The following is a 25684-nucleotide window of genomic DNA, read 5'->3' as shown; positions in this document are numbered from 1 at the left end:
GCTCAGGCGAGGGCGGATCGGGCCGCCTGGCGCCGCTGGCGGCGCCATTCGAGCAGGATGGCGAGCAGGGTATAGCCGGCGGCGAGCGCCCACAGGCCGAGGAACTGCACCCTGACATCGTCGATCGAGGCGCCCATCTCGACCACCTGGGTCATGCCGGTGATGGCCATGCTGCCGGGAATGAGCTGGGCCACGGCGCGCAGGACGGGCGGCACGGCCTCGATCGGCCAGGAAAAGCCCGAGAGAAAGAAGAGCGGCATGCCGAGGGCGGCGGCCGTGAGCTGCACGGTCAAAGGCGAGCGCAGCATCAGCCCGATCACCATGCCGAGCGCGCTGACCGACAGCACGAAGGGCAGGGCGAGAAGCGCGATGGTGCCGAGGGCGCCCAGCCGGGGAATGTTGTAGAAATAGGGAAGCACGATGAAATAGAACGGCACCAGGAGCGCGGCCACGGCCAGGTAGGCGGCGAGCTTGCCCAGGACCGTGGCGGTTGCGCCGACATTGGGGATGCTCTGGCCGGCGACGCCGGGCATGCCGGCGATGGTGGCGAGCAGGCAGACCGCGATCAGCAGGGTCTGCTGCATGATGATGGTGAAGGCGCCCGGCAGCACATAGGTCGCATAGCCGCCCTGGGGATTGAACAGGGGAATGGAGACGAGCGGCATCGGGCTGGTCGCCGAAGCCGCGACTGCCGGGTCGACGCCCAGCCCGATCAGGCGAGCCGTCTCGACTTCCGTGCCATAGCTGCGGGCCACCGTATTGACGGCGCCGGCGACGCGCGAGTTGATCAGAAAATAGCTGGCGTCGGAATAGAGGGAAATCGGCGAGGCGCGGCCATGCAGGAGGTCGCGCTCGAAATGGAGCGGGATCACCACCGCACCGGAGAGCGTGCGCTTGAAGACTTCGCGCTCGGCGGTGGCGAGGTTGGGCAGGGCCATCGCCACCGCGACGTCCGAGGAGGCATCGAGCCGCCGCGCCAGTTCGCGGCTGGCCGTGGTGCCGTCGAGGTCCACCACCGCGATCGGCACGTCGCGCAGCGCCTCGTTGCGATAGGGCTGGGGATAATAGACCGCATAGATCAGGGCGGCGACGAACAGGGTCGAGAAGATCGCCTTGAGCGCGAAGATGCGTCCCAGCTCGTGCCTGAAGGTCTTGAGGATGCCGCTCATGCCCGCGCCTCCGCCCGCGCTGCCAAGGCGGCCCGCTTTTCAGCCTGGGTATGCCGGCCCATCAGCTCCAGCTTGAGGCCGGACAGCAGCGCCAGGCCGATGACGAAGGCGAGCAGGATCGCAATGGGATGCAGCGACAGATCCGGCGGCGTGCCCCGCAACGTCTGGTCGATGCGGGCGGTCAGGTACCAGGTGCCCGGCAGTCCGGCGCTCCACCAATAGGCGAAGGCGTTCATGCCCAGGCGGGGGAAGCCGATCCCCATATAGCCGAAGGCGGGAGAAACGATCAGCGTTGCCAGGCTGAGGGCGGAGGCGACGGGCTTGATGAACAAGGTCAGCACCAGGCCGTAGAACTGGCAGGCCAGGATATAGAGCGTGCCGGCCGCCAGCAGCAGGAAGGGATTGCCGCGTAGCGGCAAGCCGAGGAGGCCGAACAGGACGGCGTCACCAAGGCCGAGCACGCCGAGGAAAATCAGCGTGTAGGGCAGCATCTTGCCGGCCAGGGCCGGCCATAGCCCCTTGCCCAGCCGGCGCAGGATGCGCAGGCGATGGCGCGTTTGCGTATCGAGGCCGACGGCATAGACCGAGGACAGCACGATCACGATCTGCAGCACGGCCGGCATGATGCAGGCGAGCAGGAAATGGGCGTAGTTCAGGGTGGGATTGAACAGGGCCTGCGTCTGCACGGGGATCGGCGTGATCGCCTGCTGCGCCGCCGCTGCGAGCGTGCCCCGGCTGGTCCGCAGCGAGATGCGCACGGCCCCCTCGACCGCCGGCACGGCGTTGTTGACGCCGCGCGAGGCAAGGCCGCCGGGGGTCATCAGCTGATTGTTGTAGAAGAACACCACCTGAGGCTGGCGCCCGGCAAAGACATCGCGCTCCAGATTCTTGGGCAGCATCAACAGGCCATAGATCTGGCCGGACTGGATGGCCCGCTTGCCTTCGCCGAGATCGGCGACGCGCATGCCGATCGCCGTGTCGGGCGTGGCATCGACGGTGCGGATGACCTGGCGCGACAACTCGCTGCCGTCGAGATCGAGCACCGCGATCGGCAGGCGGGTCACCAGGCCTGCGCTGAAGGTCACCGACAGCACGCCGATCAGGATCAAGGGTATGATCGTGGTCAGGCACAGCAGGAAGGGGCGGCGGCGCAGCCAGGCGAACTCCCGGCAGAACACCAGCCAGAAGCCGGCTCTGATGCGGCCAATACCGGTCATCTCAATGGCCTTGCCGGTTCCAGGCCGCGATGACGCTCATGCCCGGGCGCAATCCCTCCACGCGATCGACCGGCTTGGCCCGGACTTCGAAGGTGCGCAGGTCGAAGTCTCCGGTGGCCCGGGTGGCCCGCCATGTCGCGAACTGGCCCTGTACGTTGATGGTGGTGACATGGACGGTCAGCGTCTTGGCACCCAATGCAGGAATGGTGACCTCGAACTTGTCGCCGACCTTGAGCCCGGCCAGTAGGTCCTCGCGCAAATTGAAGGTGAACCAGGGCTCGTCGAGGTCGATGAGTGAATAGATGGGTGCGCCGGCACTGAAATTCTCGCCGAGTTCGGCGACCCGCGTGGTCACCTGTCCGGAGATCGGGGCCTTGATGGTCATCTCCGCCACATCGGCCTCGCGCTGGCCGAGGCTGGCTTCGGCCTGCTTGACCTGGGCGGCCGACAGGGCCTTCTCCTCGTCGCTCGCGCCCTTTTCCGCCAGCCGCAACTGGGCCTCGGCCGCTTCCTGCTTGCGGGTCGCGGCCTCGAGATTGCGCGTGGCCTCATCGACCCGCTGCTGGGGTGTGTTGCCGCTCCTGACTAGCGCGGCCTGGCGATTGGAGACTTCCTGGTAGAGCACGACGTCGGCCTTCGCCGCAGCGAGGTCCGCCCGGCGCGCGTCTATCGTCTCGGCCCGCGTGCTGTTGACGCGTTCGAAATCGGCCTTGGCGACGTTGAAGGCCGCCCTCGCCGCCAGCAGGCCGGTATCGAGCTGGGGGCTCTCAAGCTGGGCGATCACATCGCCTTGCTTGACATTATCCCCAACATCGACGGCCAGCTTGGCGATGCGGCCGGCCACCCGGGAACTGATATCGACCCGGTTGGCCGTGACTTCACCCTGCACCACCAGCGGGGGAGGGCGTGTGGCGAACCAAAGTACCGCTCCCAGCGCGACGAGAGCGCCAGCGCCGATGATCGACCGAAAAACTGCACGTCCCTTGGAGTCAGTCGCCACGAAACATCCCCCGCAACCAGGTGAATCGCTTGGAAATCACGTTCATTCCCAAGACCGATCTACGGCCCAGTCGCAGAATTGATCAAGCCCGATCAGTGCCTGGACGTAAAAAATGCCTTCTGTCTTGTCTATTCCAGGCAGATGACGTTTCGTTAGCAGTCACACTATCGGTATTCTATCAATTTGAAGCAGAATATTACCTTCCTGTTCTGCCTCGCCGAAAGCGGTAGACTGAGACCTGATACCAAGGAGAACTCACCGTCGCTGCCGGAAAAAAAGCGATGGGCGAGCGTTGCCGCGCTTCAGCTCGTTCCCGCCAGCGCCAAGGCATCGGCGCCGGCGGCGATACGTGGAGGGCAGGACGGGTCGTTCGCGGCGTGCCATACCGCTTCCGCGACGTCCCGTGCCTTCGTCGTTGCGGTTGCCTTTCCCCATTCGGCAAAGACGTTCTGCGCCAGCTCGGCATAGGCATCGGGGATGCCGTCCTGCATGCGAGTTCGCGCATTCTCGCCAAAGCGGGTTTCCGGTGCACGTCCGGGCAACACCAGGCGAACGCGTACGTCGAAGGGAGCAAGCTCGAGCGCCAGCGATTCCGAGAAGGCATTCACCGCCGCCTTGCTGGCGCTATAGACGGCTAGCAGCGGAAAGGGCCTGTAGGTGACGCTTGAGGTGACATTCACGATGACACCGGCCCGGCGCTGTCGAAACTGGGGCAGCAGGGCCTGTGTCATCGCGATGGTGCCGAGTGTGTTGGTCTCGAAGACCTCGCGAATGTCATCCATCGAAGTGCCTTCAAGGGCGTTCAGCACGCCGATACCGGCATTGTTGACCAGGACATCGACCGGCCCCGCGGTTTCCACGGCCTGGCCGATGCTGTGGGGATCGGTGACGTCGAGGGCCAGCAGGCGCATATGCTCGGAGCGTGGCAGGATCTCCTCGCGCGGCATGCGCATCGTGGCGATGACCTTCCAGCCACGGTCGAGGAAATAGCGGGCCGTTTCGAGGCCGAATCCGGATGAGCATCCGGTAATCAGGATGGTTTTCATAAGGCTTCCACAAAAGGGTTGGCGGAGCCGGAAAGCTAGATCGCGAGGCTCGGACTTGCTACAATGAGAAATCCATATTTCATTTGCAGAAGTCCGAATTTGACTGATCCGCTTGCTGAAATCGTCACGCTGCTCCAGCCGGAGGCCCGGTTTTCGAAAATCGTCGGTGCGGCGGGGCCGTGGCGCGTGCGCCGTACCGAGGCCGGCCGGCCGTTCTACTGTGCGGTCCTCGAGGGAGTATGCCGCCTCGCAGCCGATGGACAGGAGCCGATCGCGTTGCAGGTCGGCGATTTTGCGCTGATCCCCGCGGCCTATGGTTTCGCCATGTCGAGCCTGGCTCCGATGGCCTCGAATGTCGCCGACAGCACACCGATTTCCCTCGGTGACAATGAATTCCGGCTCGGCCTTCCCGACGGGCCGCCTGACGTCGTGCTGCTGGTCGGCTACTGCCACTTCGCTTCGCCGGATGCGGCCTTGCTGGTTTCACTGCTGCCGCAACTCGTCCATGTGCGCGGCGAAAGCCGGCTCGCAACCCTGGTGAAACTCGTCGGCGAGGAATCACGCGGGCTGCGACCGGCGCGTGAGGTCGTCTTGGCACGCCTGCTGGAAGTCCTTCTCATCGAGGCTCTACGGTCGACAGCCCGCACCACAGCCTCTCCCGGACTCCTGTGCGGCCTTGCCGACGGGCGCCTCGCGCCTGCGATCCGGCATATGCACGCAGATCCGGCCCGTCCGTGGACAGTGGCGCTTCTTGCACAGGCGGCAGCCCTGTCCCGTTCGGCTTTCTTCGAAAGGTTCAGGCATGTGGTCGGTGTCTCGCCGATGGAGTATCTGCTGTCCTGGCGCATGGCACTGGCCAAGCGCCAGTTGCGGAATGGAGAGGGCGGTATCGCCGAGATTGCCGAGCGGGTGGGCTATAGCTCGGCGAGTACGTTCAGCGTTGCCTTCAGCCGGCATGTCGGCCTGCCACCTGCTCATTACGCCCGAAAGTATCAAGGGAAGCGTGAAAGCACGAGCTCCGAGGAAGCCTTCCCGGCGGCCTGACGACGATGCACATGCAATGCCGTATTGCCCTGTTGCGCCATCGTGCTTGAGCCCCGTTGTCCCGGAGGCATTTTGTCACGGCGAAATCACGAGATCGTGCGAAAATCGAGATACTGCCAGTACCTGCCTTAGGAGGAGCTGGCGGGTGACAGGTCCTAAGACACGACCTTGCCCGGCGTTCAAAACGTCGGGCTCTTTCTGAATGGAGCGGAGGCAGCGAGCCATTTGCCTGTGCCACCGGGAATAGCCTGCCGGTGGCTCGCCGATGACATTCTACGCGATCCGAACGAATGGCGTCTGCGGGGTGGCCTGGTGTCTTTGGCAAAACTCCGAATCCGCATTGGGTGCCGAAAGCCGGGATTGAAGCCTCTTGGGGGGAGGCTCAGCATGAGCACTGGTACTGTCAAATGGTTCGATCCTGCCAAGGGATACGGCTTCATCGCGCCCGATAATGGCAGCCGGGATATCTTCGTCCACATCACCGCCGTGACGCTCTCGGGCCTTGGCGAGTTGCGCGAGGGACAAAAGGTGAGTTTCGAACTCGTCATCGACCGTAAGACGGGCAGCTCGAAAGCGGGCGCTCTGAAGCTCTGCTGAGGTCGCCGCCACGGTGCCGCCTTTAGCCGCCAGAGCGGCTCTCCATCGCAACGCAAGCTCTCCATCAATTTGCCGTCCTCCACCGACATGCATGGCGAGTAAAGGAAACGTAACGCTTCCAGGCTAGCCTGACCCCATGCCGATTGCGGCCGTGCTCGCCTGGTCTTCGCATCGCCTGGTGCTGCGCCTTCTTCGCAGGCCGGTTCGGCGAAAAGAGGGAAAGAACTCACGATGGCTCGGTTGGCGCACATGCTCAAGGCGACCCCTCGCACCCGCAGAATGGAGATCCTGGAAGCAGCCTTTGGGTCGCGCTTTGGAAGGCCGACAAGCTCGGTGCGGCCGAAATCCAGGCTGGCGAAGGGCGTGGGCGTCGCCTGCCTGTTCTTCGGTGCCGCCATCGCCGGCGGATCGAGTGGGGCCCTGGCAGCCGGCATTCCCTCCTGGCTGATGACCTATGTCGGCGAGGGGCAGGGACAGATCGCCTTGCCGGTCCTGCAAAGAGCCCGGGCTCTCTATATCCAGAAGGCAAGCCAGGGGGCCGTCAGCAACCCCTGCTACTTCGCCATGGATGCGACGCGGCCCAACGATCCTGGCAGTTCGGGTGGACGCTTCTACATCATCTGTGAATCCCAGCATTCCTTCCGGGCCATTTCGGCCGGGCATGGCGGCGGCCGCAATCTGAGAGGCGTGGCGGACTTTTCCAACGGGCGACGCTGCGCCAGGCATTTCGGCAATGCGCAGGATTCAGAACTGACGACCGGCGGTTCCTATGTGACGGCCGAAACCAAGACCTCTTTCAAGGGCTATTATCGCGTGGCGGCGAACCAGGACGCAGCATTCCTGCGATCCTTCATCCAGTTCGATGGCGTGGGCGAGACCGCCAATGCCCGCCAGCGCGCGATCGGGGGCCATGCCGCCGTCGCCCTGAAGGGCGTGTGCCTGCGCAAGGCTCCGAGTAGCCCCTATGCGAACCAGGACGGTTATGTTCCCTTTGGAAAGCTGGTGGACTATGCCGGCGGGCGCAGCAATGGCTGCACCAGCTGGTCGCTCGGGGATGTGAAGCAGATCTTGTCCATGGTGAAGGACTATCCGACCACGCTGTATATCTATCCCGAAGCCGCCGACGTCAGCAATGTCGCGCGCGCGGTGGCAGCCGGTCAATCGCCTGCCCGGGCCGGCCTCTATTGGAATGCTGCCTGCCTGAGGGAGATCGGCGCCCCCAAATATTGGTCGCGACAAGTCCTCGAACCGGTCCTGGCGCAATACAAGCTCGATCATCCCGCTCCGCCGCCGCGGCCGACCCCGATCTGCGAAGGCAGCGAATGAGCGCGGCTGCGAGGCCCGCTGCGGTCAGCGCTGGCAGCGCCAATAGCGATGGCCGTCCCTCGTATAATAGACGCGGTGGCAGCCGACGGCACTCGCTGGCTTCCGGGTGATCTGCCGACGGGCTTCGCTAGGCGGGGCCGGAGGTGGCGTCGGTGGAGTTTCCGCGCTCTCCGCCGTTTCGGCAGGGGTTTCCGGAGCCTGTGCTGACTCGGCAGGGGCGGAACCGATCGGCAGCATGGCCTGCAGGCCACGCAGGCGAACCCCGACGACCTTTGCGATCTGGCGAGCATCCTCCTCGTCGCAGGCAAGCTGGGTGAGCTGGGTGAGGGCAGACATCTGGCCGATCACCAAGGCGGCCTGCACCGGCGCGACAGGCAGCGGTCCTCGCTCGATGCGCATCAAGTCCATATTCGCGGAGACCAATGCGCGCTTGATGTCGCTGCAGCTGGCGCCATCGGCCCAGGCCGAGGCGGTGCCCAAGCAGGCGATCAGGCCAGCGCAAGACAAGGCGAAGGCAATCCTCATTGGTGAACTCTCCAGATCGGAGGATGATATTGACGACTTTCTTGAAGTCGTTCAATCGTCAGCCCGTCATGACGGTGGCTATTCCTGGCAACTATGAGGCCGGCCTGGGTCTTCGTTGCGGCAGACGAGGATTGCGTGATGTTTCCGAAGGAACTCCTCGAGGCCAATCGATGGCTCGGCGGAGCGGTGCCACCAGTGCCCTGCCTGGCTGCCTATGGCCTCGGCCTGCATCCGGGAAGAAGAGGGACTGCCTTTTTCTTAAGCATATCGACAGTCTTATACGTGATGGTCGAAGGCCGGGCCGGTCGAATCGCCAGCACTATCGGTGTTGCCTGAGGATAGGCCCAAAGACTTGCCCAGCATGGCTTTACATGGGTGGAAATTTGCTTGAGTGTCACAGACTCACCGCGGCAATAGGGTCCACAACGCTGCGGTCACTAAGAAAACTTCACTCACTTTGAAATCAACACAACAACGAAAGTGGCTCAACGTGCTTGAAGCTGACACGAAACTGGTCGACCTGACGGTCGATATCGTCTCTGCCTATGTGGCGAACAATCAGGTCTCCTCTTCGTCCCTTTCCGAACTCATCAGATCGGTACATGGACGGTTGAGCGATCTGAATACTGGAAGGCCAATCGAACCCGTCGTTGCGGCAGCGCCGGCGGTGCCGATCAAGAAGTCCGTCACGCCCGACTATGTCATCTGCCTGGAGGATGGACGCAAGTTCAAGTCGCTGAGCCGGCACCTGCGCAGCGCCTATGACATGACGCCGGAGCAATACCGCGAGAAATGGGGGCTGCCCGCCGACTATCCCATGGTGGCACCGAATTACTCGGCCCATCGCTCACGGTTGGCAAAGGAACTCGGTCTGGGTCAGCAAGGCCGACAGACCAAGGAGAAGGCTCCGGTTCGCACGGCGCGGGGCAGGGCCAAGAAGGGCAACGCCTAGGGCATTTTCCAGAAAGGTCGACAGGCTTTTCGGTTAAGAAAAAGTGTTGAAACAAGGGGATGGAGAAAGGCGTGGTTTGTAAGGAATGCGCTTTGACACTGGCCCTTTGTTTCGGCGCCCCCTTCCGGGTTCCAGTGACGTCTTCCAAATGCAGCCGCTTCGAAGCGAGGTCGATCGTCCATCCCTCGGCAATTCTGCAGCAGCGCTTTCGCCTGCAATGACTTCCTTGCTCGCGGAGATCGACGCGAGACGGCAGTCTTAAAAGGTTGGTACACCTTTCCGATCCCCCTATGGTAGGCGCATGGAGAGACCATGCAGGATTCCCGGCAAGGCCCGTCCATGGGCCTTGCCGGGAATCCTGCAAATGTCTGGCATGCTGCAAACTCCTCTCGATCGTCCTGGTGGCTCGGTCAGGAGAAGTAGCTTAGGGGAGAGTGATGCGTGACCGGTGAAGTCATCTTGTTGGACGGCCTCGGCATTGTGGCCAGCGATCTGGTCGAGCCGGGAACAGTGGCGATCATGCTACGTGGCGGCGATGTGCAGGTCGTGCCGGTGAGAGAATTGCGGGCGACCGTCAACCAACTCGGGAGCGACAAGATCGAGGGGCTGTCGATGGCCCCTTCCGACTTCACGCAGGTGCAGGCCGTGATCGAACGCCGTAAGGCCGATGAGGATGGCGGGGACAAAGACGAGTAGTCGCCGAACCACGCCGGCTTTCAACCGAGCTTCCCGGCCGCCTCGCGGATGGTCCTGAGCAGAATTGTGAAGGCGGGGTGGGCCACCATGTCGGTGCGCATGGTCAGGCCGACCGGTCCCTTGGTATCACTGGTCTCGATCGGCAGGGTCCTCAAGGTGGCTTCCTCGATGTCGTTGCTGACCACACCGTGCGAGATGACCCAGATCGCATCGCTCCGGCGCACGAAGGCCCGGCCGAAGGAATCCGACACCGTCTCGATTTCCGTCGGCACGGTCGCGACGCCATTGGCGATGAAGATGCGCTCCACGAAGGGGCGGATGACGGAGCCGCGCGTCGGCATCAGCACGGGGTAGGCGCCCATCTGCTCGAACAGGTTGCCACCGCTGTTCAGCAGCGGATGTCCAGGACGCACCACGAACACGACCTGCTCCGAATAGAGGTGCTCGAAGAAAAAGCCCGTCATCTTGTCCGGCGCCGCCAGGCGCCCGACCACGAGGTCGAGTTCACCGATGCGCAACTGCTCCAGGAGGACGCTGTTTTCCCCGGTCACGATCTTGACGGTGACGCCGGTGTCCTCCTTGAGGAAGAACTGCATGGCGAGCGGCATGATATGGGCCGAGACCGTCGGCAGCGCGCCGATGCGAAGGGGCGGCCCCACCTTGGCGCCGGCCAGGGCGACGGAATCGATCCCCTGCCTGAGGGCGCTGACGGCGAGACCGGCATGCTGCATGAACACTTCGCCGGTCCGGGTCATCCTGATGCCGCGGCCGTCCCGTTCGAACACGCTGACGCCCAAGGCTTCCTCGAGCTCACGGATCGTCTTGGTCACTGCCGGCTGGCTGACATGCAGCACACCGGCCGCCTTCACCACGCTTTTCTGGCGCGCGACTTCCAGGAAAGTCTGAAGATGGCGGAACTTGACACGGCTGTCGATCATGGCGATCCATAACCCAGCAGTTAAGATAACGCTAGAAAATATGATTTTACCAAACCAATAGCGTCATCCATCTTCGTGGAGAGGAGACGGCCGTGCAGTTCATTTCCATCGGCGGCATCACGCTGCATTTCGACCACAGACCGGCCGGGCGGGGCGGGCGGCACCTCGTCTTCATCAATTCGCTCGGCACGGATCTGCGCATCTGGAACGAGGTAGCCGGCGCACTTGGCGGCTCGATCTCGACGCTCGTCTATGACAAGCGCGGCCATGGGCTATCCGACCTTGGCGCCACCCCCTATGCGATCGAGGATCATGTCGGCGATCTCCTCGGCCTGATCGATCATCTCGGCATCGAGGACGTTGTGCTGTGCGGCCTTTCCGTCGGCGGCCTTATCGCGCTTGGCCTCGCCGACCGCCGGCCGGAGATCGTCGGAGGCCTGGTGCTGTGCGACACGGCGCACAAGATCGGTACCGCCGATGGCTGGAACAGCCGCATCGCTACCGTTCAGGAGGACGGGATCGCCGCGATCGCCGATACCGTGATGAAATTGTGGTTCACGCCGCGTTTCCATGCCGAGCGCAAGGCCGAACTGGACGGTTGCCGCAACATGCTTACCCGTCAGTCCGTGGCGGGCTATGCCGCGACCTGCGCGGCGATACGCGATGCCGACTATACCAGGACCGCCGAGGCGATCGCCGTTCCCACACTTTGCATCGTCGGCGATCAGGACGGTTCGACGCCACCGGCTCTGGTGCGCTCGATGGCCAAGATCATTCCTGGCTCGCAATTCGAGGTCATCACCGGCGCCGGCCATATTCCCTGCATCGAGCAACCCGCCATGCTCGTTGCCCTCATCACCCAGTTTCTCGCACGCCTGCCATCGGAGTGATCCTGCAATGAGTGTTCCGGCGCCACGCTCGGCCAGATATCGCGAGGGCCTCGCCGTTCGCCGCGCCGTGCTCGGCGATGCCCATGTCGACCATGCGGAGGGCGTTTCCACCGAATTCGACCGCCCGTTCCAGGAACTGATCACCGAGGCTGCCTGGGGAACAGTATGGTCGCGTCCGACCTGGACGAAGCGGGAGCGCTCGATCGTCACCCTCGCTTTGCTGGCGGCACTCGGCCATGACGAGGAAGTGGCGATGCATGTCAGGGCGACCGCCAATACCGGCGCGACGCGGGAGGACATCTGCGAGGCCTTCCTGCATGTGGCTGTCTATGCCGGTGTGCCGGCGGCCAACCGGGCCATCAGGATCGCCAAGCAGGTATTCGCCCAGATGGACGAGGAGGCAGGAAAATCCGATGTCCGCTGAACGCACCGACCTCCGGCCCGAGACGGGCGCCTTCTTCCAGCGCGATAGAAGCTGGCATCCGCCGGCCCTGACGCCGCCCTACAAGACATCCGTGCTGCGTTCGCCGCAAAAAGCGCTGCTGTCGCTCGACAATACACTGTCCGAGATCACCGGGCCGGTGTTCGGCCATGATCTTTTGGGACCGCTCGATGATGACCTCATCCACAATTTCGCCAGGCCGGGCGAGAGTGCCATCGGCGAGCGCATCATTGTCTACGGGCGTGTCCTCGACGAGCGCGGCAAGGGTGTGCCGGGTGCACTGCTCGAATTCTGGCAGGCCAATGCCGGCGGGCGCTACCGGCACAAGAAGGAAGGCTATCTCGCCGCGCTCGACCCGAATTTCGGCGGCTGCGGCCGCACCATCACCGATCAGGACGGCGGCTATGCCTTTCGCACCATCAAGCCCGGTCCCTATCCCTGGCCGAATGGCGTCAATGACTGGCGCCCCGCCCATATCCATTTCTCGGTGTTCGGCCATGGCTTTGCCCAGCGCCTGATCACGCAGATGTATTTCGAGGGTGATCCGCTGATCTGGCTCTGCCCGATCGTGAAGACGATCCCCGACAAGGCCGGTATCGAAAGCTTGATCGCAGCCCTCGACATGCAGGCGACCATCCCCATGGACGCCCGCGCCTACAAGTTCGACATCGTGCTGCGCGGGCGCCGCTCGACGATGTTCGAGAACCGGCTGGAGGGCAATTGATGGTTCAGGCTCTCGACCGCTTCAAGGAAAGCCCCTCGCAGACTGCCGGTCCCTATGTCCATATCGGGTTGACGCCGAATTTCGCGGAGATAGCAGGCGTCTATGACCATGACCTCGGCGATGTCATGGTCAACGATGCGACCAAGGGCGAGCGCATCAGCGTGCGGGTGCGCGTGATCGACGGCCTGGGGACGCCACTCAAGGATGCGCTGGTCGAGATCTGGCAGGCCGACCATGCGGGTCTCTACAATTCGCCGTCGGAACGGCGCGGCAAGGCCGATCCCCATTTCACCGGCTGGGGCCGTAAGGCGACGAACATGACGACCGGCGAGTGCGTGTTCGAGACGGTCAAGCCCGGCCGGGTACCGTTCAAGGATGGCCGCCTGATGGCGCCGCATCTCACCGTCTGGATCGTTGCCCGCGGCATCAATCTCGGCCTGCACACCCGCCTATATTTCGCCGATGAGGCGGAGGCGAATGCCGAGGACCCGGTGCTGGCCCGCATCGAGCATCGCCATCGCGTCGCCACGCTCGTCGCGGCGCGCGAAGGGGATGCCTATGTCTTCGACATCCACCTGCAGGGCGAGCACGAAACGGTGTTCTTCGACATATGACAGTCTCGCCCCTAGATCATCCCGTTCTTGCCGCCCTCTTGGGCGATGAAGAAACGGTGCGCCAGTTCTCCTTCGAGGTGGAGATGGCGGCGATGCTGGCCTTCGAGCTTGCCCTTGCCGAGGCGGAAGCCGAGGAGGGGGTCATCGAAGCCGATGTCGCCGCGACGATCGCCGCCGCCCTGGCCTCGTTCGTCCCCGATCTCGAGGCGCTCAGACGCGGCGTTGCCCGTGACGGCGTCATCGTGCCGGAGCTGGTGCGCCAATTGCGTGAGGCGGTTGGGACGCCCGCCAGCGACAGCTTGCATTTCGGCGCCACCAGCCAGGATGTCATCGATACCGCCCTGATATTGCGGTTGGTGTCGGTTTTGCAGCGGCTGGATGACCTGTTGGTCGAGATGGTCGCGAAACTGGCTGGCCTGGAACTCGAATTCGGCAGCCGCAGGCTGATGGGCCGCACCCGTATGCAGGCGGCGATCCCAATCACTGTCGCCGACCGTATACAGGCTTGGCGCGAACCGCTGGAACGGCACAGGAAACGGCTGGAAACCCTGCGGCCGGCATTGCTGGTGGTGCAGTTCGGCGGGGCCGCAGGCACGCTGGACAAGCTCGGGGCCAAGGCCGCTGCCGTCCGGGCCCGGCTCGCGGCTCGCCTCGGCCTCGGCGATGCCGCGCAATGGCACAGCCAGCGTGACCGGCTCGCCGATTTCGCCAATCTATTGTCGCTGATCACCGGAAGCCTCGGCAAATTCGGCCAGGATATCGCCCTGATGGCCCAGGATGGCGGCGAGATTGCCTTATCGGCGGGTGGCGGGTCCTCCGCCATGCCCCACAAGCAAAATCCGGTGGCGGCGGAGGTGCTGGTCACGCTCGCCCGCTTCAACGCCACCCAGCTTGCCGGCATGCATCAGGCCTTGCTGCACGAACAGGAACGCTCGGGCGCCGCGTGGACATTGGAATGGCTGCTTCTGCCGCAAATGGCCGTGGCGGCCGCGGCGTCGCTGCGGCTGGCGGGGGAACTCGCCGCCCAGATCGACAGTATCGGTGTGCTCGCCGACAGATAGTCGCGATCCCGAAGCAGGAATGGAACGAAAACCGACCCGGGCCTGCCGATGGCATGGAACTCGCGGCGATGAGGGCAGGAAATGCGCACACAGGTGGTCATCATCGGCTCGGGGCCTTCCGGCCTGCTGCTTGGACAATTGCTGGCCAATGAGGGCATCGCCAATATCATCCTCGAACGTGCCAGCCGCGATCATGTGCTCGGTCGCGTGCGTGCAGGCGTGCTCGAGCAAGGTACGCTGGATCTCATCGACGAAGCCGGCGCAGGCGAGCGCATGCATGCCGAAGGCCTGCCGCATGAGGGCATCTCGCTGGCCTTCGACGGCAGGTTGCACCGCATCGACCTGGCGGCCCTGACCGGCGGCAAGCGCGTGATGGTCTATGGCCAGACCGAGGTGACGCATGACCTGATGGACAAACGCGAGGCAGCCGGCTTGGCCACCATCTACGAGGCCGGGAATGTCGAGCCCCACGACTTCAGTGGCGAGGCGCCCTATGTCACCTATGAAAAGGACGGCGTCGGCCATCGCATCGATTGCGACTTCATCACCGGCTGCGACGGCTTCCACGGCGTCAGCCGCAAATCGGTGCCGTCGACCGCGATCAGGACCTATGAGCGAGCCTATCCCTTCGGCTGGCTCGGCATTCTTGCCGAGGTGCCGCCGGCCGGCCACGAACTGATCTATGCCAACCATCCCAGGGGCTTTGCGCTGTGTTCGATGCGCTCGACCCATCGCAGCCGCTATTATGTGCAGTGCCCGCTCGATGACAGGATCGAGGATTGGAGCGACGATCGCTTCTGGGATGAGCTGCGCCGGCGGCTGCCTGCCGAGGCTGCGGCCGGCATCGTCACCGGAGCCTCCTTCGAGAAGTCGATCGCGCCACTGCGCTCCTTCGTTGCCGAGCCCCTGCGTTTCGGGCGACTGTTCCTGGTCGGCGATGCCGCCCATATCGTGCCGCCTACCGGGGCGAAGGGGCTCAACCTCGCCGCAAGCGACGTGCGCTATCTCTATTGGGGATTGCGAGAGTTCTATCGGGAGAATTCATCGGCTGGCATCGATGCCTATTCGAGCCGGGCGCTTTCCCGCGTCTGGAAGGCGGTGCGTTTTTCATGGTGGATGACGACGATGCTTCATCGCTTCCCGGATACCGACGATTTCGGGCAACGCATTCAGGAGGCCGAACTCGACTACCTCGTTCATTCGCAGATGGCGTCTGCGGCGCTTGCCGAAAACTATGTCGGTCTTCCCTACTGAAATCGCTTAGCCTCAGCTCCGTCACATATCCTGTAGGTTATGTTTCGAGCGCTTGTTTTCATTTTACATTACCAATCAACACGTCACATTTGACCAATATGGAAAGCCTGCGATCGGCGTGCCCGAAAAGCGCTGGTCCGGCTTTGGGAGGAAAGAATGAAAAAATCCGTTCTCGCCGCCAGATCTGTTTTCGCTACTTTGGCGATGGTCATGCTGTCCGGTGGTGCCCTGGCCGAAACGATCAAGGTTGGCGTCATCGGTCCGTTCTCGGGGCCCTTCGCCATTCAGGGCAAGAATTTCAAGGCGGGCATTGACGCCTATCAGGCCCTGCACGGCAGCAAGGCCGGCAATGACGACATCCAGATCATCTATCGCGACGTGCCCCAGGCCGATCCTGCGCAGTCCAAGGCGCTGGCCCAGGAACTCGTGGTGAAGGAAGGAGTCCAGTATCTCGCCGGCTTCTATTTCACGCCGGACGCCATGGCCGTCACCCCGCTGCTGAAGCAGGCCAATGTGCCGCTCGTGGTGATGAATGCGGCAACATCAGTCATCGTGACCAAGAGCCCGCTCGTGGTGCGCACTTCCTTCACCACCTGGCAGACCTCCGCGCCGATGGCCAAGGTCGCCAAGGAGCGCGGCGCCAGGAAGGCGATCACGGTGGTCAGCGATTACGGCCCCGGCGTCGATGCCGAGAACGCCTTCAAGACCAGCTTCACCGGCGTTGGCGGCGAGGTCGTCGGCACCATCCGCATGCCCCTGTCGACCAACGATTTCAGTCCGATCATGCAAAGGGTCAAGGATTCCGGCGCCGATACACTGTTCGCCTTCCTGCCGTCGGGGCCGACCACGCTCGGCTTCGTCAAGGCTTATAACGAGAATGGGCTGGCCAAGGCGGGCGTGAAGCTGCTCGCGCCCGGAGACCTTACCCAGGAGTCGGACCTGCCGGCGCTCGGCCAGGCGGCTGAGGGCCTGCTGACCACCTTCCATTATGCCGTCTCGCATGACTCGGCCGAGAACAAGAAATTCGTCGAGGCGGCTCGCAAGGCCATCGGCAACCCGAGCGAATTGTCGTTTCCGGCGGTCGGAGCCTATGACGGCATGCATGTCATCTACAAGATGATCGAGGCGACGGCTGGCAAGCAGGACGCCCAGAAGGCCGTGGATGCCGTCAAGGGCCTGGCCTGGGAAAGCCCGCGAGGACCCGTCTCGATCGACCCTGAAAGCCGTCACATCACCCAGAACATCTATCTGCGCGAGGTCGCCAAGGCCGAGGACGGCAGCTATTACAACAAGGAAATCGCTACTTTCGAGAAGCAGGGCGACCCCGGGCTGGCGGCTTCGAAATAGCAGCCGCTCATCGAGAGCCTCGGGCGGGCGCAAGCGGCATTCTGATGAAAGTATCTTCCGATGGATCTCAATTCATAAAATGCTTCATGAAAAGGAAATAGAGCGAACAACGATTTGAGAAAATCGTTATTCCTCCAATGCTGGATGAGGCCATGCAAACCATTCTCAGCGTGGGTATCGATGCCCTTGCCTATGGCATGGTGCTGTTCGTTATTTCCATCGGGCTGTCCGTGACCATGGGGCTGATGCGGGTGATCAACCTTGCCCACGGCGCGTTCGCCATGATTGGCGGTTATATCGCGTCCTACGCCGCACAATCACTCGGCCTGGGATATGTCCTGGCCATCATGCTGGCCATCGCGGGCACGGTGGTGATCGCCCTTCCGTTGGAGCGTCTGCTCTACCGCCGGCTCTATGGGGCGCCCGAACTCACCCAGGTGCTGATGACCATCGGCATCACCTTCTGTGTCATCGGCATCGCCAATTACGTCTTCGGCCCCACGCTCAAGACCATTCCCTTGCCGGAAATGCTGAGTGGCCCGGCGGATCTCGGCTTTCGCTCGATCGCCGCGCATAAATTGTTCGCCATCGCCTGTGGCCTGGGCGTTGCCCTGGCCCTTTGGTATCTGATCGAGAAGACCGGTTTCGGCATTAAACTGCGTGCCGCGGTGGACAATGCCGCCATGGCTGCTTCGCTCGGCGTGCGCACCGGAACCGTCTACGCCGTCAGCTTCGCGATCGCCGTCGGCCTTGCAGCTTTTGGCGGCATTGTCGGAGCCGAACTCCTGCCGATCGAGCCCTATTATGCCCTGCGCTATATGGTGACCTTCCTGGTGGTGGTCTGCGTCGGCGGAGCGGGCTCGATCCCCGGCGCCTTGCTGGCCTGTCTGGTGCTCGGTCTGGTCGACACCGCCGGCCGCTATCTCCTGCCTGAATATGGGGAATTCTTCTTCTATCTCGCCGTGATCGCCATCGTCTGCGTTTTCCCGCGTGGCCTGATGGGCAGGAGCGCCTAGATGGAGATGGCGGAGAACAAACCTATGGCCGGCCGGGGAGAAACATCGCAAACCAGTTGGCTGAGGCGCGACCTGGCCGGTCTTGCGGCCATCCTAGCCTCCGCCGCCATCGGCTATGTGCTCTTTCCGGATAATCTGGCGCTGCTGACCCGCATCCTCTCGGTTGCGCTGCTCGTGCTTTCGCTCGACCTCGTCACCGGCTTTTGCGGCGTCGCCACGCTGGGGCATGCGGCCTTGTATGGTGCCGGCGCCTATGCCGCCGGCATGGCCGCCGTGCAGTGGAACGTCACCGATCCCCTGGCGATGCTCGCCATCTCGGCCGTAGGCGGTGCGCTCGCCGGCCTGGTCTCGGGGGCGGTGATCCTGCGCGGGCACGGGCTCGCGCAATTGGTGCTGTCGATCGCTGTGGTCCATCTCTTTCATGAAGTCGCCAACAAGGCCTCGGCCTATACAGGCGGCAGCGATGGTCTCTCGGGCATCTCACCCGACCCCGTCTTCGGTCTGTTCGAGTTCGACCTGTGGGGCCGTACCGCCTATGGACTGGGGGTGGCTCTCCTCCTCGTCGTCTTCATCCTGCTCAGGCTGTTGGTGCGCTCGCCCTTCGGCATGCTTTGCCGCGGCATCCGGCAGGACCCCGTGCGCATCCGCGCCATGGGTGCCTCGGTGCAGGGCACGCTCTTGAAGATGTATGTCATCTCCGGCGCCGTGGCCGGCCTGGGCGGCGGGCTCAACGCACTTTCCACCCAGGTTGTCGGCCTCGACAGTCTGAGCTTCACCCTTTCGGCCGAGGCCCTGGTCATGCTCGTGCTCGGCGGCACCGGCTCGCTCTACGGGGCGCTCGTCGGCACCATTGCCTTCATGGGCTTCGAGGATTTCGTTTCGGCGGCCAATCCGTTCCATTGGCTTACCATCATTGGTGCCCTGCTGATCGCGGTCGTGCTGTTCGCGCCGCGTGGCCTCTATGGTTCGGCTGCCGCACTGCTTGCCCGTTTCAAAGGGAGGGGCGGATGAGCGCGGTGTTTCAGACCCTCGATCTGGAGAAATCCTTCGGCGGCCTTGCCGTGACGCAGGGCCTGTCGATCACCTTGAACGTCGGCGACCGTGTCGCCCTGATCGGCCCGAACGGTGCCGGTAAGACCACCTTCGTCAATCTGGTCACCGGCCATCTCGTGCCCAATTCCGGCAAGGTGGTGCTCGCCGGCAGGGACGTCACCGGGCTCGGACCGACGGCGCGCGTCCGCCGGGGTCTGGTACGCTCCTTCCAGGTCACCCGGCTCTTTCCCGACATGACGCCGCAGGAACATTTGGCTCTTGCCGTCATGCAGCGCACGGGCCGTGCCAGCCGTCTCTTCGGCCACTATCGTGCAAAACCCGACGTGATGGCCGAGGTTGACGAATTGCTGGCTACACTCGGCCTGACAGCCATCGCAACCCGCCCGGTCGCGGAAATCGCTTATGGCCAGCAGCGCCTGCTCGAGATCGCGCTGGCGCTGGCGCTCAAGCCCAAGGTCCTCCTGCTCGACGAGCCGGCCGCCGGCGTGCCGCAAAGCGATACGCCCCGCATCGAGGAAGCGCTGGCCTGCCTGCCTGCCGATCTCGCCGTGCTGATGATCGAGCACGATATGGACCTCGTCTTCCGCTTCGCCAAGCGCGTCATCGTGCTCGCTGCCGGCGCCATCATCTTCGATGGTTCTCCTGTGGAGGTGACGAAGGATGCGCGTGTCCGCCAGGCCTATCTTGGAAACTATGCCCATGAGAAGCAGTCAGCATGACCGCAACGCCGCTTGAAATCAGCGATCTCAGCGCCGGCTATGGCCCGACCCGGGTGCTGGAGAACATTTCCTTCGCCGTTCCCGCCGGTGGGCGCCTGGCCGTGCTCGGGCGCAACGGCATGGGCAAGACGACATTGCTCGCCACCATCGCCGGACAGACCCGGCGCTATGGCGGCACGCTGCGCCTTGGCGGCAGGGATATCAGCCCGCTCGACAGCGCCTCGCGCGCCCGCAGCGGTCTGGGCTATGTCCCGCAGGCCCGCTGCATCTTCGCCTCGCTGACGGTGGAGGAGAATCTTTTCGTCGGCCTCAAGAACTGCGGCCGCCCGGCGATCGAGGAAGCCTATGCGATGTTTCCGCGCCTCAAGGAGCGCCGCAGGAATCTCGGCTCGCAACTTTCGGGAGGCGAGCAACAGATGCTCACCACGGCCCGTACCATTCTGGGCCGGCCAACGGTGCTGCTGCTCGACGAGCCGCTGGAAGGGCTGGCGCCCGTCATCTGCGAGGAACTGATGGCCGTGTTCTTGCGCCTCGCCGCCGGGGGCGAGATGACCATCCTGCTGGTCGAGCAGCGCATCCAGACTGCGATCGACTTCGCCGATCATGTCGTCATTCTGGAGAGGGGCCGCATCGCCTGGTCCGGCGCCTCGGCCACGCTTTCCGAGCAACCGGAGGTGATCGAGCGGCTGCTCGGGGTCGGCGGGCTGCATTGAGCATGACCCGCCGCCCGGGTAATTCCGGGGTCGTCAGGCGTCCAGTTGCACCACGCGCAGATAGGGCGTCAGCGTAGTCCAGCCCTGCGGGAAGCGCTCGCGGGCCGCTTCGTCGCTGAGGCTCGGCGAAATGATCACCGGCTGGCCGGGCTCCCAATTGACCGGGGTGGAGACCTTCTGGGCATCGGTCAGCTGCAGGCTGTCGATGGCGCGCAGGATCTCGGCGAAATTGCGCCCGGCGCTCGGCGGATAGGTCAGCACCAGCCTTACCTTCTTGGCCGGGTCGATCACGAACACGGCCCGCACGGTGACATTGGCATCGGCCTCGGGATGGATCATGCCGTAGAGATGCGCCACGGCGCCGTCCGCGTCGGCGAGCAGCGGGAAATTGAGGGCATGGCCCTGGGTCGACGCGATATCCTCGCCCCAGGCGGCATGAGCGTCGAGCGGATCCACCGACAGGCCGAGCACCTTGACGTTGCGCTGGTCCCATTCGGGTTTCAGGCGGGCGACCTCGCCGAGTTCGGTGGTGCAGACCGGCGTGAAGTTGCGGGGGTGGCTGAACAGGACACCCCAGGACTCGCCCAGCCAATCATGGAAGCTGATGCGTCCTTCCGTGCTGTTCTGGATGAAGTTGGGGGCGATCTGGCCGAGCTGGATCGACATCGGGGCTTTCCTTCCTGGATTATGATGATTCAGGCGTTGAAATCGCGACCGGCCTTCACTTCCGCCACATAGCCGGCGCGGATGACGAAATCGCCGAAGCGCTCGCCTTCCTGCCGCTCTTTGGCGAAATGGCCGAGCGTCTTGTCGAGGGCCGCGAGTAGGGCGGTCTCGCCGACATTTTCGAGATACATCTTGTTCAGCCGCTGCCCGTGGAAGCCGCCGCCGAGATAGAGGTTGTATTTGCCTGGGGCCCGGCCCGTGAGACCGATCTCGGCGATATAGGGACGCGAGCAACCATTGGGGCAGCCGCTCATGCGGATGGTGATCGGCTCGTCCGTCAGGTCGTGGCTGCGCAGGATTTCCTCGAGCTTGTCGAGCAGATGAGGCAGATAACGCTCGCTTTCGGCCATGGCGAGACCGCAGGTCGGCAAGGCCACGCAAGCCATCGAGTTGAGCCGCAGCCCGCTCTCGCCTTTGCTGGCGCCCAGGCCATATTCGGTGAGCAGCGCTTTGATGCCGGCCCTGGCCTGTGGCGCGATCTCGGCGATGATGAGGTTCTGGTTGGGCGTGAGGCGGAAGCTGCCGGTATGGATCCGCGCCACCGCGCGCAGGAAGTCCATCAGGGCCCGGCCGGGGTGGTTGGCGATACGGCCGTTCTCGATGAACAAGGTGAGGTGATGGCGGCCATCCTCGCCCACCTGCCAGCCCAGGGCATCGCCATTGGCGGTGAAGTCGAAGGGGCGTGCCGGCTGCAGGCCGAAGCCGAGCCGTAGCTCGATCTCGGCCGTGATCCAGTCGAGGCCACGGTCGTCGATCGTATATTTGAAGCGGGCGTGCGAGCGGTCCCTGCGGTCGCCGTAATCGCGCTGGAGGCCCATCACGGCATCGCAGACCGCCAGCACCTTGTCCGCCTCGACGAAGCCGATCACGTCGGCAAGGCGCGGATAGGTTGCCGACGCCTGGTCGGTGCGGCCCATGCCGCCACCGATGGCGACGTTGAAACCGGCCAGCTTTCCACGCTCGGCGATGGCGATGAAACCGAGATCCTGCGCATAGACGTCGATGTCGTTGATCGGCGGAATGGCAAAGCCGATCTTGAATTTCCGAGGCAGATAGGTCCGGCCGTAGAAGGGCTCCTCCGGCTCGGACGAAGCAACGCGCTCCTCGCCATACCAGATCTCGTGATAAGCGGGCATACGGGGAATGGCGTGGTCGCTGGCCTGCCGGGCGTAGCGGTAGACCTCGGCATGCAGCGCCGACAGATGCGGGTTCACCGAGGCCATCACGCCGCGTGAATCGTCGCCGCAGGCCGCGATCGTATCGAGCAGGACTTCGTGCAGGCCCTGGAGCGTGGCCTTGAGATCGTGCTTGAGCAGCCAGTGGAATTGGAAGGTCTGGCGCGTGGTGAGCCGCAGCGTCTCCTGGCCATAAGCCCGGGCCAGCTCATCGAGCTTGAGCCATTGCGCGGGCGTGCACACGCCACCGGGCAGGCGCACCCTTGCCATGAACTGATAGGCCGGCTCCAACTTCTGACGCCGGCGCTCGTCGCGCAGGTCGCGGTCGTCCTGCTGGTAGATGCCGTGGAACTTCATCAGCTTGGTATCGGTGGGCGTGACCGAGCCGGTCAGCCGGTCGAGCAGACTGGTCTTGATCGTGCCGCGCAACTGGTCGCTGTCGGCTTTCAGGGCTTCGTCGGGACCGAGGTGTTCAAGCGATTGCGACAGGTCGCGGCTGCGGTCGGTGGGGGCGATGAGATCGGTCATAGCAGCCTCAATAGACGTCGCGCCGGTAGCGATGCTCGCGCTGCAGGCGCTGCAGATAATCGTCGGCGGCATCCGCGCCGAGGCCGCCTTGCGTGGCGATGATCGAGCGCAGGGCCTGGTGCACGTCGGGGGCCATGCGGCTGGCGTCGCCGCAGACATAGAAGGAGGCGCCTTCCTCCAGCCAGGCGAAGATGTCGCGCGCCTGTTCCTTTAGCCGGTGCTGGACATAGATCCTCTCATGTCCGTCACGGGAGAAGGCCACGTCCATGCGGGTCAGCACCCCGGCGGACAGCATGGCCAGCCATTCGCTCTGGTAGAGGAAGTCTGTGCGGAAATTGCGCTCACCGAACACCAGCCAGCTGCGCCCGCTGCTCGCGCGTGCCTCGCGCTCCTGCATGAAGGCCCGGTAGGGCGCCACCCCCGTGCCGGCACCGACCATGATGATGGGCACGTCGTCGGCAGGCAGGCGAAAATGCGGATTGGCATGGATATAGACCGGCAATTGTTGGTCCGGCTGGCCGCGATCGGCCAGATGCCCCGAGGCCACGCCGGAACGCGGCTCGCCTGCCAGCTCGTAGCGGACGGTGGAGACCGTCAGATGGGCCTCGTCAGGCGCGGCGGACAGGCTCGAGGCAATGGAATAGAGCCTCGGCTGCAGCGGCCTCAAACCGGCGATCAGCATCTGCGGATCGAGGCCTTTGGCCGGAAAACGCCTGACGACGTCAAGGATGTGGTGCCCGCGCATGAAGGCAGACCGGTCTTCGACCGAGGCAGGATCGCCGAGGCGCCTCAGGGCTTCGGCACCGGTGATTCCTGCCCAATGCTCGATGAAACGCGGCGTCAGCGCGGTGATCTCGACATGGCGGGCGAGCGCCTCCTGGATCGCAAAGGGCGTATCCTTCACCGTGACCGTCGCTGCGCCGTCGAAACCGAGCTCGCCGATCATGGCCTCGACCACAGCCGGATCGTTGCTCGGCATCAGCCCCAGGCAGTCGCCGGGCTCATAGGCCAGTCCCGAGCCTTCCAGGGAGATCTCGACATGGTGGGTCTGCTTGGAGGAACCACGCCCGCTCAGAACGAGATTGTCGAGGATGCGTGCGGCGAAGGGATTCCGCTTGTCGAAGCCAGTGCTGGTGCGCGGTTCCGCCACTGCCGGGGAGCCGGCTATCGTCGAGGCCGGCTTGGCCATGTGGCTGAGCACGTTGGTCATCCAGGCCGCGGCCGGCTCGTCATAGTCGACGTCGCAGTCGACGCGCGGCTGCAGTCTGATGGCGCCGAGTTCCTCGAAGCGCCGGTCGAGGCGCTTGCCCGCCTCGCAATAGCGTTCATAGGTGGAGTCCCCCAGAGCCAGCACGGCAAAGCGCAGCCCCGGCAGTCTGGGCGCCTTGCGGCTTTCGACGAATTCGAAGAAATTCGCTGCCGGCTGGGGCGGGTCTCCTTCGCCATAGGTGCTGGCAATCAGAAGGAGATCCTGTTCCTCCTTCAAGCCGCGCAGTTTGTAGTCGGCCATGTCGAACAACTGGGGCGAGAACCCCTCGGCCCTGGCCCGCTCGGCAAGACTTGCCGCGAGGGCGCTGCTGTTGCCGGTCTCGCTGCCATAGAGGATGGTGATCCGGCGGCTGGAAGCGGCATCTTGTTGCGTCGGCACGAGAGGGGTGTGCGTTCCCCAGTCGCCGGCCTTGAACTCGATGCCGGCGAAGAAGCCGCTCAGCCATTGCAACTGCCGGTTGTCGAGCGTGGTGGCCAGCGTCTTGATCTGGTGCCATTGGCTCTCGGACAATCCGGGGCCCCGAAATTCGGTCATGCTCATGGCGGGTCGATCCCAAAGACAGGGCCTGCCACGGAGACGGCAGCACCAATCAACAAAAATAGAGTGTTGTTTTTTCGATCACCTAAACAATCCTGGCATTTGATTTAAATGCATACAAACGCATTTTCTTGGCAAATAAATCCAAATTTTGTGCAATTAAATTTGGGTCGCGGCAGGAGCTTGCTGGTTCGCCAAGCCACCTGATCAGCGCGTCGCGCCTATCGGATCATGTCGAAATCGATATCGCCGTATTCGGCAAACAGATCCGGGCGTTGCTTTCGCAGCAGCCGGAGGTTTTCGAACATGCTGTCGAGCTGGAATTGGAGGGCCGTGACAGCGGCCTGCTCGCTTCTGGTTTTCAAGCCTTGATAGATCGCGCCATGTTCGGCGATCACGACGTCGAAGCTGTTCTCGAAGGCAAAGGCGAGCCGCCTGACGCGGTCGAGTTGCCCCGTTGCCGCATGCAGAATGCGCCAGCTGTTGCTGATGCCGGAGATTTCGCAGATCAACTGATGGAAGGCATGGTCGAGAGCGAAGAATTCATCGGTGTCGTGCCGCTTGGCGGCCTCGTCCTGCAGGGACAGGGAATGCTCGAAATCCGTGGCCCGGGCCGGGACGAAGTGCCGGGCCGCAAGGCGGGTTATCCGGACCTCCAGCGTTTCGCGGACGATCTGGCCGGTGAGCACCTCGCCGATGTCGATCGCGGCGACGCGAGCTTGCCCCTCAGGCTCGATGACGACGAAGCGTTCGTTTGCCAGTTGCAGGATAGCATCCCGCAAGGACGCAAGGGATACCGACAGTCCGGCGCAGATCTCCTCTTCCCGAACGGCCTCCCCCGGTGCCATCGCCATCGCGATGATGGCGCTCCGCAGAGCTTCATGGATCTGGGTCGTCTCGGACTGGCCTGTATCCAACTTGACGGCTTTGAAGAAGTCGAGGGTCGATGTCATCGCCTACCCCCTGCGCCGGATTGTTGCGGCGGACTATTCCGCTCTTGTTTCAATAAAACACCGCGCCGAAGCGATTGACAACTGTATATTACAAAAGATTGACCCAATTTTATCGGAAAAATTACGAAAATATACTATAAAACGATTAATCC

The 25684-nt window shown here is 63.5% G+C and carries 27 protein-coding genes; 17 read left to right on the top strand and 10 right to left on the bottom strand.

The annotated features are described in order from the left end of the window. Positions 1-2: 2 nt before the first annotated feature. The 4 genes from ABXS05_RS14900 to ABXS05_RS14885 form a co-directional block, all read right to left on the bottom strand. Complete coding sequence (locus ABXS05_RS14900; protein WP_311944555.1) at positions 3-1169, bottom strand: ABC transporter permease; 1167 nt, start codon at positions 1167-1169, stop codon at positions 3-5. After that, positions 1166-2386: an ABC transporter permease gene (locus tag ABXS05_RS14895; protein WP_367624451.1), complete on the bottom strand. Its 1221-nt coding sequence runs from the start codon at positions 2384-2386 to the stop codon at positions 1166-1168. Before ABXS05_RS14895 ends, ABXS05_RS14900 begins: the two co-directional genes overlap by 4 nt. Before the next feature lies 1 nt (position 2387). Next, a complete protein-coding gene (locus tag ABXS05_RS14890) occupies positions 2388-3386 on the bottom strand; it encodes an HlyD family secretion protein (protein ID WP_367624450.1) in 999 nt (332 codons plus the stop codon). A gap of 302 nt (positions 3387-3688) precedes the next feature. Further along, a complete protein-coding gene (locus ABXS05_RS14885) occupies positions 3689-4432 on the bottom strand; it encodes an SDR family oxidoreductase (RefSeq protein WP_367624449.1) in 744 nt (247 codons plus the stop codon). Positions 4433-4531: 99 nt separating this feature from the next. Between ABXS05_RS14885 and ABXS05_RS14880 the strand changes: the two genes are divergently transcribed. From ABXS05_RS14880 to ABXS05_RS14870, 3 genes are all read left to right on the top strand, one after another. After that, positions 4532-5476, top strand: coding sequence for an AraC family transcriptional regulator (locus ABXS05_RS14880; RefSeq protein ID WP_311944560.1), 945 nt, complete (start codon positions 4532-4534; stop codon positions 5474-5476). 387 nt (positions 5477-5863) lie between these two features. Next, a complete protein-coding gene (locus tag ABXS05_RS14875; protein WP_367624448.1) occupies positions 5864-6073 on the top strand; it encodes a cold-shock protein in 210 nt (69 codons plus the stop codon). A 231-nt stretch (positions 6074-6304) separates the two neighbouring features. Beyond that, a complete protein-coding gene (locus ABXS05_RS14870) occupies positions 6305-7399 on the top strand; it encodes a hypothetical protein (RefSeq protein WP_367624447.1) in 1095 nt (364 codons plus the stop codon). A gap of 24 nt (positions 7400-7423) precedes the next feature. Here the strand turns inward: ABXS05_RS14870 and ABXS05_RS14865 are convergent, their stop codons facing one another. After that, on the bottom strand, positions 7424-7798 hold the full coding sequence (locus tag ABXS05_RS14865) for a hypothetical protein (protein WP_311944563.1): 375 nt from the start codon (positions 7796-7798) through the stop codon (positions 7424-7426). Here ABXS05_RS14865 and ABXS05_RS14860 point away from each other — a divergent pair. The 3 genes from ABXS05_RS14860 (at position 7791) to ABXS05_RS14850 (ending at position 9572) form a co-directional block, all read left to right on the top strand. After that, positions 7791-8021 (top strand): hypothetical protein, encoded by a 231-nt coding sequence (locus tag ABXS05_RS14860; protein ID WP_311944564.1) that lies wholly within the window; start codon positions 7791-7793, stop codon positions 8019-8021. The two genes, ABXS05_RS14865 and ABXS05_RS14860, sit on opposite strands and share 8 nt — an antisense overlap. A 393-nt stretch (positions 8022-8414) precedes the next feature. Further along, the gene (locus ABXS05_RS14855; RefSeq protein ID WP_311944570.1) at positions 8415-8876 is read left to right on the top strand and encodes a Ros/MucR family transcriptional regulator; all 462 of its coding nucleotides are present in this window, start codon (positions 8415-8417) and stop codon (positions 8874-8876) included. A 441-nt stretch (positions 8877-9317) separates the two neighbouring features. Further along, positions 9318-9572 carry a hypothetical protein gene (locus ABXS05_RS14850; protein WP_311941039.1) on the top strand — a complete coding sequence of 85 codons (255 nt, stop codon included), beginning with the start codon at positions 9318-9320 and terminating at the stop codon, positions 9570-9572. A 20-nt stretch (positions 9573-9592) separates the two neighbouring features. On the opposite strand, the gene pcaQ is transcribed toward ABXS05_RS14850, so the two are convergent. Further along, complete coding sequence (pcaQ, locus tag ABXS05_RS14845; RefSeq protein WP_367624446.1) at positions 9593-10510, bottom strand: pca operon transcription factor PcaQ; 918 nt, start codon at positions 10508-10510, stop codon at positions 9593-9595. Positions 10511-10602: 92 nt separating this feature from the next. On the opposite strand from pcaQ, the gene pcaD reads away from it, so the two are divergent. The 11 genes from pcaD to ABXS05_RS14790 all read left to right on the top strand — a co-directional run bounded on the left by pcaD (position 10603) and on the right by ABXS05_RS14790 (position 20343). Next, positions 10603-11400: a 3-oxoadipate enol-lactonase gene (gene pcaD, locus ABXS05_RS14840; RefSeq protein ID WP_311941045.1), complete on the top strand. Its 798-nt coding sequence runs from the start codon at positions 10603-10605 to the stop codon at positions 11398-11400. 7 nt (positions 11401-11407) lie between these two features. Further along, positions 11408-11824: a 4-carboxymuconolactone decarboxylase gene (gene pcaC, locus ABXS05_RS14835; RefSeq protein ID WP_367624445.1), complete on the top strand. Its 417-nt coding sequence runs from the start codon at positions 11408-11410 to the stop codon at positions 11822-11824. Then, a complete protein-coding gene (gene pcaH, locus ABXS05_RS14830) occupies positions 11814-12566 on the top strand; it encodes a protocatechuate 3,4-dioxygenase subunit beta (RefSeq protein WP_367624444.1) in 753 nt (250 codons plus the stop codon). Before pcaC ends, pcaH begins: the two co-directional genes overlap by 11 nt. Beyond that, positions 12566-13180: a protocatechuate 3,4-dioxygenase subunit alpha gene (pcaG, locus tag ABXS05_RS14825; protein WP_311941054.1), complete on the top strand. Its 615-nt coding sequence runs from the start codon at positions 12566-12568 to the stop codon at positions 13178-13180. Before pcaH ends, pcaG begins: the two co-directional genes overlap by 1 nt. Continuing rightward, positions 13177-14241, top strand: a complete 1065-nt coding sequence (locus ABXS05_RS14820) for a 3-carboxy-cis,cis-muconate cycloisomerase (RefSeq protein WP_367624443.1) — start codon at positions 13177-13179, stop codon at positions 14239-14241. Before pcaG ends, ABXS05_RS14820 begins: the two co-directional genes overlap by 4 nt. Before the next feature lie 81 nt (positions 14242-14322). Beyond that, the gene (gene pobA / locus ABXS05_RS14815) at positions 14323-15495 is read left to right on the top strand and encodes a 4-hydroxybenzoate 3-monooxygenase (protein ID WP_367624442.1); all 1173 of its coding nucleotides are present in this window, start codon (positions 14323-14325) and stop codon (positions 15493-15495) included. Positions 15496-15651: 156 nt separating this feature from the next. After that, a complete protein-coding gene (locus ABXS05_RS14810; RefSeq protein ID WP_437178665.1) occupies positions 15652-16842 on the top strand; it encodes an ABC transporter substrate-binding protein in 1191 nt (396 codons plus the stop codon). A gap of 152 nt (positions 16843-16994) precedes the next feature. Beyond that, positions 16995-17858, top strand: a complete 864-nt coding sequence (locus ABXS05_RS14805) for a branched-chain amino acid ABC transporter permease (RefSeq protein ID WP_367624441.1) — start codon at positions 16995-16997, stop codon at positions 17856-17858. A gap of 24 nt (positions 17859-17882) precedes the next feature. Further along, on the top strand, positions 17883-18869 hold the full coding sequence (locus ABXS05_RS14800) for a branched-chain amino acid ABC transporter permease (protein ID WP_367624440.1): 987 nt from the start codon (positions 17883-17885) through the stop codon (positions 18867-18869). Next, positions 18866-19630 (top strand): ABC transporter ATP-binding protein, encoded by a 765-nt coding sequence (locus ABXS05_RS14795; RefSeq protein ID WP_367624439.1) that lies wholly within the window; start codon positions 18866-18868, stop codon positions 19628-19630. Before ABXS05_RS14800 ends, ABXS05_RS14795 begins: the two co-directional genes overlap by 4 nt. Then, positions 19627-20343 (top strand): ABC transporter ATP-binding protein, encoded by a 717-nt coding sequence (locus ABXS05_RS14790; protein WP_367624438.1) that lies wholly within the window; start codon positions 19627-19629, stop codon positions 20341-20343. The genes ABXS05_RS14795 and ABXS05_RS14790 overlap by 4 nt, the downstream gene beginning before the upstream one ends. Before the next feature lie 33 nt (positions 20344-20376). Here the strand turns inward: ABXS05_RS14790 and ABXS05_RS14785 are convergent, their stop codons facing one another. From ABXS05_RS14785 to ABXS05_RS14770, 4 genes are all read right to left on the bottom strand, one after another. Continuing rightward, a complete protein-coding gene (locus ABXS05_RS14785) occupies positions 20377-21009 on the bottom strand; it encodes a peroxiredoxin (protein WP_367624437.1) in 633 nt (210 codons plus the stop codon). Between the two features lie 29 nt (positions 21010-21038). Next, positions 21039-22772 carry an NADPH-dependent assimilatory sulfite reductase hemoprotein subunit gene (locus ABXS05_RS14780; protein ID WP_367624436.1) on the bottom strand — a complete coding sequence of 578 codons (1734 nt, stop codon included), beginning with the start codon at positions 22770-22772 and terminating at the stop codon, positions 21039-21041. 7 nt (positions 22773-22779) lie between these two features. After that, entirely contained in the window at positions 22780-24582 is a 1803-nt protein-coding gene (locus tag ABXS05_RS14775) for an assimilatory sulfite reductase (NADPH) flavoprotein subunit (protein ID WP_367624435.1), read from the bottom strand. A 218-nt stretch (positions 24583-24800) separates the two neighbouring features. Beyond that, positions 24801-25532, bottom strand: coding sequence for a GntR family transcriptional regulator (locus ABXS05_RS14770; protein WP_367624434.1), 732 nt, complete (start codon positions 25530-25532; stop codon positions 24801-24803). Positions 25533-25684 lie beyond the last annotated feature (152 nt).

The organism is Labrys neptuniae (genome assembly GCF_040797145.1).
GTDB classification, from domain to species: Bacteria; Pseudomonadota; Alphaproteobacteria; order Rhizobiales; family Labraceae; genus Labrys; species Labrys neptuniae.
The sequence above is the reverse complement of the archived record's forward strand: the minus strand, read 5'-3'. Positions and strand labels throughout refer to the sequence as shown.